Raw genomic sequence first — 6,891 nt, forward strand, 5'->3', positions numbered from 1 at the left:
GCAAGATCTTTTGCTCTTCATGAGTATTTTGATAGAACGTCCAATCCCGTCGATAAGGGATTCGTGCTCTTCGCTTGGGGGTTTACCGGTGATTTACCGGCAGGGAATTTGCTCGGTGCCCAGAAAAAACTGGAAGAGGCCGTGCGTACCCTGCGCCCCATAGGCGAATCATTTTGGCAATCTATGGCGCTCATGGGATTGATCATGATCGATTACCTCCAATTGATGGAAGGCGGCGGCGATAATCGCGTTCAAGAAATCTCTAAAATCACCAGAAGTTTAAAAGGATTAGCACGGGAGTTACAAGTTCCATTAATTGCATTATCGCAATTAAGTCGCAGCGTTGAAGCGAGAAATAATAAGCGTCCAATGATGTCAGATTTGAGAGAAAGTGGATCGATCGAACAGGACGCCGATTTAATTATTATGCTCTATCGCGATGCTTATTATAATCCCGATACGCCCGATCGAGATATCACAGAGCTGATTATCACCAAGCATCGAAATGGCCCGACAGGAGTAGTAAAATTAGTTTTCGATCCTGGTTTAACCAAGTTTAAAAATTTGGCTCGTCCGATGAATTAAAATTATACAATATTAGTTGCAATATTCAATTTAGTCGATCGTAAATACTAATTTGCGTCCATCAAAAGTGATGCAATGACGATTGAGAATATTTCTCCCAATAATCGCCTCCCCTTGTAAAATATCCTCTGGAACAGCGAATACTTTCGATCTAGCATAATCTCGATCGTCAAAACTAAGATTGATGAGATAAGGAATACCTAGTGTTTCTCTACCTAGTCCTCTAAAGGGAATAGATTTTTGGTTGTCGATCTGCCTAAGCTGAAGTTTAGAAACAATTTCATAAGAAATAATAGTAATGTCCGAACCTGTGTCTAAAATTGCAAAGTCAAAATCCATCGATAATTCAGGATCGAGCGGATTTTGAAGATAGATATTCAGAATAGGAATTGGAGAAATACCTTCAACTCTAGTGTAAGAAAAATTACTGGGCATTATGGAGTCGATCGTCGAGCAGGAACTAAATGACAATATATACCATGACCGTCAACACCCATTCTTTCTTTGATAAAATCAGTTTTCCAGATTCGCTCTAGTAAAACATCTTCATCTTCATCTTTATCGATAACTTTTCCATCTTCAAAGACAACATAATGTCCGCCATATTTTGCGATTAATTCTGGCAGACACTCTGCAAATAGTTTCGATTGATTAGTTGTATATTGGTAAGATTCTTCATTTGGATATAAATCTTTGAGATGATATTCAAACATGTTACCATCTCGATCGACAGTACGAACTATATCTGTAGAAGATCGATCTGACTCTATCGATGATATAGAAACATGAGTTGACGGTTGTTCTCGTTTGCTTAACGTTCCAATTCTTTCTGCATTTTTCTGCTCGATATCCTTAAGGACATTACCGTACCAAGATTGAGCTTGAGAATAGGCTGGATCGATCGATAAGGCTGTATTGTAACTAGCTAATGCATTTTCAAGTTGACCCAACTCGCGTAAGGCATTACCTCGATTAGCCCAATATAATGATTTATTGAATTTCAGGCCAACAGCTCGATCGAAGCTATCAAGAGCTTCTTGATACAATCCCAAAGTATACAGATCGGAACCTCGATTATTCCAAGCACTATCATTGTTTGGATTTAGATCGATGGCTCGTTCATTGCTATCAATTGACTCGTCAAATCGATGCAGTTCTGCCAGTACAACTCCTCGATTAACCCAAACAGTATCACACTTTGGATTAAGCTCTAAAGCTCGATCGTAACTTGCAAGTGCTTCATCAAAACGACCCAATATACGTAGTACATTACCTCTGTTAAACCATGCAATTTCTTCTTTGGGATTGAGAGCTATAGACCTGTCGAAATTTTCAAGTGCTCCTGAATATCTACCTAGTTTATAAAGAACTACGCCTCGATCGTTCCATAATTTATCATTCCAATCTTCTAGTTCAACCGATTTATTCCAACTTTTGAGTGCTGCTTCAAGATCGCCTAATTTAGTAAGTACTGTTGCTTGGCTAGCCCATATAATAAACTCATTAGCTTTGATCGAGATTGCCTGCTTATAACTATCTAGTGCTTCCCGATCTCTGCTAAGATAAGATAGCATAATACCTCGATTAGTCCATGATTGAAAGTTATTAGGATTATCACCTGTCGCCAAGTCAAAACTATTCAACGCTTCCTCAAAGCGACCTAAATCCCATAAAACAAGCCCTCTATTATGCAGAATCCAATCTTTATGTTGCGCTGGCTGACAATCCAACGATCTGTCATAGCTGGCGATCGCATCCTCATAATGCTTTAACTCGCGCAATACATTACCCTTGTTATACCAAGCGGCATATATATCTCCATCGATTTCGATCGCCTGCTCAAAACTAGATATAGCTTGCTGATATTGCTTCAGTGCGGTTTGCGATAAGCCAAGTTTATTCCAAATCCGATATTCATCTGACTTATTTACTAAAGCACGTTCATAATATTTAATGCTCTCTTCATATTTTCCGCGCTCGTAAAGCTTGTCTCCTTCATCCTGCCATTGGGAATATGGATGAACGGAGCTGTCCAAGCTATCCAGATCGGAAGGCTTTGCTTGAAAAGCAGCATAGCTTTCATTAAATTTGAGAGAAAGATCGAGCATCATACATCGGCTCAAAGTAATCAAAGGAACTTTCCTCTTCTATTTTAACCCAATCGCATCTAAATTATGAATGATGTCGCTACAAGCCTGATGACTTGAAAACCGATCCGGTGTCGCTCTGTTGTAGGCTCAGAGCATGCGGAATTATGTTCGATCGAGCTAACTTGTGTCAACATACTTTTATTTTGTTCAAACACAGGTGGATTCTATGCCTAAAGCATTAACTATTGGCGGTAAAAGTTTTGATTGGGGGAGTCGCACTTATATTATGGGAGTCTTGAATGTGACTCCCGATAGCTTTAGCGATGGGGGGAAATTTGCGACGGTGGATGCCGCGATCGCGCAAGCAATCCAGATGGTACGATCGGGTGTGGATATCATCGATATCGGCGGTGAATCTACCAAACCAGGAGCGACGCCTGTAGATGAAGCGACAGAGTTAGCGCGGGTGCTTCCGGTAATTGAGGGGATGCGCCAACATCCCGATACTCAGCATATTCCCATTTCGATCGATACTACCAAAGCCAGCGTTGCTCGATCGGCAATAGAAGCGGGTGCGGATATTATCAATGATGTCTCTGGGGGTCAATTTGACGAGCGGATGTTTGAGACAGTCGCGCAACTGGGGGTGCCTTATGTGCTGATGCACATGCGCGGGACATCAGCGACGATGCAGCAGATGACCGAGTATGATGATGTCGTCGGTGAGATTTTAGCCTTCTTTGAGATGCAGATCGATCGAGCGGTGAATGCTGGGATCGATCGAGCTAAGATTATTCTCGATCCGGGGATTGGGTTTGCCAAACAATATCAGCAGAGTATCGAGATTATTCGCCATTTAGATAGGTTCGAGATCCTGGATCTTCCCCTATTAGTCGGTGTATCGCGCAAAAGCTTCATCGGCAAGATTTTGAACCAACCCGACCCAGAACGTCGCTTGTGGGGCACTTCAGCCGCTTGCTGTGCGGCGATTGCCAGGGGTGCGGATATCTTGCGCGTTCACGATGTCGCGGAAATGGTCGATGTCAGTCGGGTTGCCGATGCGATGTTTAGAAATTAGGATCTAGCAGCAATCGGTACAAGCACTTGAGAGAAAATAATGAGAAAATAGAGAAGGGTTTAAAATATCGACTGCTATGACCAGCTCACCCGAATCAAACCAACCAGATCGAGATTTCAGGCAGAGAGTCCGCGAAATGGATTGGCCAATCCAACGTCTAGAAGCGACTCAAATGCCAGTGAAAAGCATCGATGAAGCTTTTGGGCAAGTCTATGACGAGCTAGACGAACTTCAAGATAAATCTGATGCGATGAGAGGAGATATCGCCAGACTTGAAGGGAAAGTCGATAATATTGAAGGGAAGATCGATATGATTTTGCAGCATATTACGGGATTGGGAAATTAAGCTGACAATATATCCCTGCCAATCCAATCTTACTATTGTTCGATTATCGGTTTCAATTATTCAGCTTCGATCGTCAAAAATCATCTCGCGATCGCCAGATAGTAGCCAAACACAGTGCAGATAAAATCATCTCTTGACAATCTATTAACCCCAACAGCGATTGCGCTAGGTAACTTTGACGGCATTCATCGGGGTCATCTAGAGGTGATTAAACCTGTTTTAGATTGGGAAGATCCCAGTGTCTACAAAACTGTGGTGACATTCGACCCGCATCCGCAGGAATATTTTACCGGACAACAACGCCAACTCCTGACGCCCCAACAGGAAAAAGCGAAGATTTTAGAAAAACTGGGCATTCAGCAACTAGTTTTATTACCATTCGATCGCGAGTTAGTAAAACTATCGCCACCGGAATTTGTCGATCGAATTTTACACGATCGATTGCAATCTAAACTTGTCAGCGTGGGTGAGGATTTTCGGTTCGGCAATCAACGTGCTGGTGCGGCGACAGATTTAGTCGATCTCACAGCAGCAATTGGTATCGCCACGCGGATCGCACCGTTGGAAATCGATGGCGATAGTCGGATTAGTAGTTCGCGAATTCGAGCGGCTTTACTGGCAGCAGATTTAAAACTTACCCAAGAATTATTAGGTCGCTATTATTCGATCTTCGGGACGGTAATTAATGGGCAAGAAATCGGTCGATCGATCGGTTTTCCGACTGCCAATCTGCAATATCCAGCCGAAAAGTTTTTGCCGCGTCAGGGTGTTTATTGCGTGCGCGTCGATACACCCACACAACAACAATTACCTGGCGTGATGAATATCGGCAAACGTCCGACGGTAAATGGTGTCAATACGACTGTAGAAATTCATTTACTAGATTGGGAAGGTATTCTGTACGGACAGCAATTGACAATCTATCTCCATCAATTCTTGCGCTCCGAACAAAAATTCCCCGATCTGGCAGCACTTACCAGTCAAATTCAAGCTGATTGCGATGCCGCCAGAATATTTTTTCAAATCTAAATTAGCGATCGATCTCGGTGGGTAATGCTTTAATATGACAATCGCAAATGATTTATAAGATTTATTACTCTTTGATGTGTTATCGCGGAGCGTAACGCACCCTACGATATTCTTGCTACAGATCGTAGCTCGTCAATTTTCTCCCGACTGCAATGTGATGATTCGATCGCTAAATATCGCTAAAATCCGCAAAAAAGTTACGAAAAAGTTAGCAATATTACTGTTTGGATCGATAGCAGGGCTAATCTCGCTGAAATTTTTGGTATGGGATCGAGATAATTATCGCTGGCTGATTGAGGATTTATATTATCGTCCCCCGATCGACACTAAGCTTACCTTAGCTCCAGCACTTACAGATATTTCTCGCGATAAATTCCGCGCCGCGACGATAACTGATGCCAGCAGGCTCGAACCTACCCCAGTCGCCGCCATCTATCAACCTCAGTCTGTGGATGAAATTCGCCACCTGATTGCCACCGCCCAGCGGACGGGGCATAAAATATCGATGTCGGGAGCTAGGCATAGTATGGGCGGACAAATTGCCGCTCCCAACTCGCTGCACCTGGACTTACTAAAATTCGATCGCGTCATTTACAACGCCGACACGACGGTGACAGTCGCCAGCGGTGCGACGTGGCAGCAGATTCAGCGTGAGCTAGGCAAACACGGACGCGCCGTGCGGGTGATGCAAGACTCGAATATTTTTAGTGTCGGTGGCTCGTTGTCGGTAAACGCACATGGCAAAGATCCGCGCTTTGGTTCGCTGATTGAAAGTGTGGTTTCCTTTAAACTTTTAAATGCCCAAGGTGTGGAAATTAATTGCAGTCGCACCGAAAACCCCGAATTATTTCGCGCCACAATTGGCGGGATGGGCTTGTTTGGCGTTATTACTAATGTCGTCCTCAAAACCGAGCCAAATTCTACTTATAAATATACCGTAGTCCACAAACCGATCGAGCAGGCGATCGACTTTATGGAAGCCCAAATTAAGCGATCGAACTTGGAATCGATCGAAGCTCAAGTTTCGATCGATCGAGATAACTATATTAAAGCAGCCCAAATTTATTACTTCGATAAAGTTCCAACTAATCCCCAACTTGTAGATGACGTTAGTGGCGACAATAGTATTTGGTTGCGCAAATTAGTCTATCGCACTTCTCGCGCTAATAATTGGGGCAGGCAATTTCGCTGGTTTATGCAACAGCAAATCGGTTCGAGATTAGATCCCTCCCAACTTACTCGTAATTCCGCGATGGCGGCTCCATTTCGGACGCTCCAGCTCAACGATCCGCAAACAACTGATGTTCTGCAAGAATATTTTATTCCCGTAGCGAAGGTACCGGAATTTATAGCAGCGTATCGCAAGATGTTGCTAACTCATGACATGCAATTACTCAATGTCACGATTCGCAAAGTCAAACCAGATACCGAAGCTCTAGTTAGTTACGCGCATACGGATATGTACGCTTTTGTGTCTTATTACAAAATCCCCAAAGCTGAAACGGGAACAGCTCAGATGACGAGATTTACGCGCCAGATGATGGACTATCTCCAGACGATCGATGGTAAGTTTTATTTGGCATATCGCGGCTACTATAGTCGATCGCAAATTCACCAAATGTATCCTCAACTCAAAACACTATTTCAGCTCAAACAAACATACGATCCCACCGAATTATTTAGCAATAAATGGTATCTCGTCGCGCGATAAAATCCCACAATTTAGAGTTAATCGATCGCATATTAACACGACATCTGAAAAA

At 43.2% G+C, this 6,891-nt stretch carries 7 protein-coding genes; 5 read left to right on the forward strand and 2 right to left on the reverse strand.

What is annotated here, in order from left to right:
* Positions 1–585: DnaB-like helicase C-terminal domain-containing protein (locus tag RMO84_RS13915; RefSeq protein WP_310489048.1), on the forward strand; the 585-nt coding region annotated here is incomplete at its 5' end.
* Positions 586–615: 30 nt separating this feature from the next.
* Here the strand turns inward: RMO84_RS13915 and RMO84_RS13920 are convergent.
* Together RMO84_RS13920 and RMO84_RS13925 are read right to left on the reverse strand one after the other, a co-directional pair.
* On the reverse strand, positions 616–1,020 hold the full coding sequence (locus tag RMO84_RS13920) for a hypothetical protein (protein ID WP_310489049.1): 405 nt from the start codon (positions 1,018–1,020) through the stop codon (positions 616–618).
* On the reverse strand, positions 1,020–2,696 hold the full coding sequence (locus tag RMO84_RS13925) for a tetratricopeptide repeat protein (protein WP_310489050.1): 1,677 nt from the start codon (positions 2,694–2,696) through the stop codon (positions 1,020–1,022). Before RMO84_RS13925 ends, RMO84_RS13920 begins: the two co-directional genes overlap by 1 nt.
* Before the next feature lie 205 nt (positions 2,697–2,901).
* On the opposite strand from RMO84_RS13925, the gene folP reads away from it, so the two are divergent.
* From folP to RMO84_RS13945, 4 genes are all read left to right on the forward strand, one after another.
* Positions 2,902–3,753 carry a dihydropteroate synthase gene (gene folP, locus RMO84_RS13930; RefSeq protein ID WP_310489051.1) on the forward strand — a complete coding sequence of 284 codons (852 nt, stop codon included), beginning with the start codon at positions 2,902–2,904 and terminating at the stop codon, positions 3,751–3,753.
* A gap of 136 nt (positions 3,754–3,889) precedes the next feature.
* Positions 3,890–4,099 (forward strand): hypothetical protein, encoded by a 210-nt coding sequence (locus RMO84_RS13935; protein WP_310489052.1) that lies wholly within the window; start codon positions 3,890–3,892, stop codon positions 4,097–4,099.
* 114 nt (positions 4,100–4,213) lie between these two features.
* Positions 4,214–5,128: a bifunctional riboflavin kinase/FAD synthetase gene (locus RMO84_RS13940; RefSeq protein ID WP_310489053.1), complete on the forward strand. Its 915-nt coding sequence runs from the start codon at positions 4,214–4,216 to the stop codon at positions 5,126–5,128.
* 112 nt (positions 5,129–5,240) lie between these two features.
* Positions 5,241–6,839 (forward strand): FAD-binding oxidoreductase, encoded by a 1,599-nt coding sequence (locus RMO84_RS13945; RefSeq protein WP_310489054.1) that lies wholly within the window; start codon positions 5,241–5,243, stop codon positions 6,837–6,839.
* Positions 6,840–6,891: the final 52 nt, after the last annotated feature.

The sequence above is a fragment of the Chamaesiphon sp. VAR_69_metabat_338 genome, from assembly GCF_031423935.1.
In the GTDB taxonomy this organism is placed as follows: Bacteria; Cyanobacteriota; Cyanobacteriia; order Cyanobacteriales; family Chamaesiphonaceae; genus Chamaesiphon.

Coding starts and splice junctions, on each gene's coding strand:
- RMO84_RS13920 (WP_310489049.1), bottom strand. CDS start 1,020: ATGCCCAGTAATTTTTCTTACACTAGAGTTGAAGGTATTTCTCCAATT.
- RMO84_RS13925 (WP_310489050.1), bottom strand. CDS start 2,696: ATGATGCTCGATCTTTCTCTCAAATTTAATGAAAGCTATGCTGCTTTT.
- folP (WP_310489051.1), top strand. CDS start 2,902: ATGCCTAAAGCATTAACTATTGGCGGTAAAAGTTTTGATTGGGGGAGT.
- RMO84_RS13935 (WP_310489052.1), top strand. CDS start 3,890: ATGGATTGGCCAATCCAACGTCTAGAAGCGACTCAAATGCCAGTGAAA.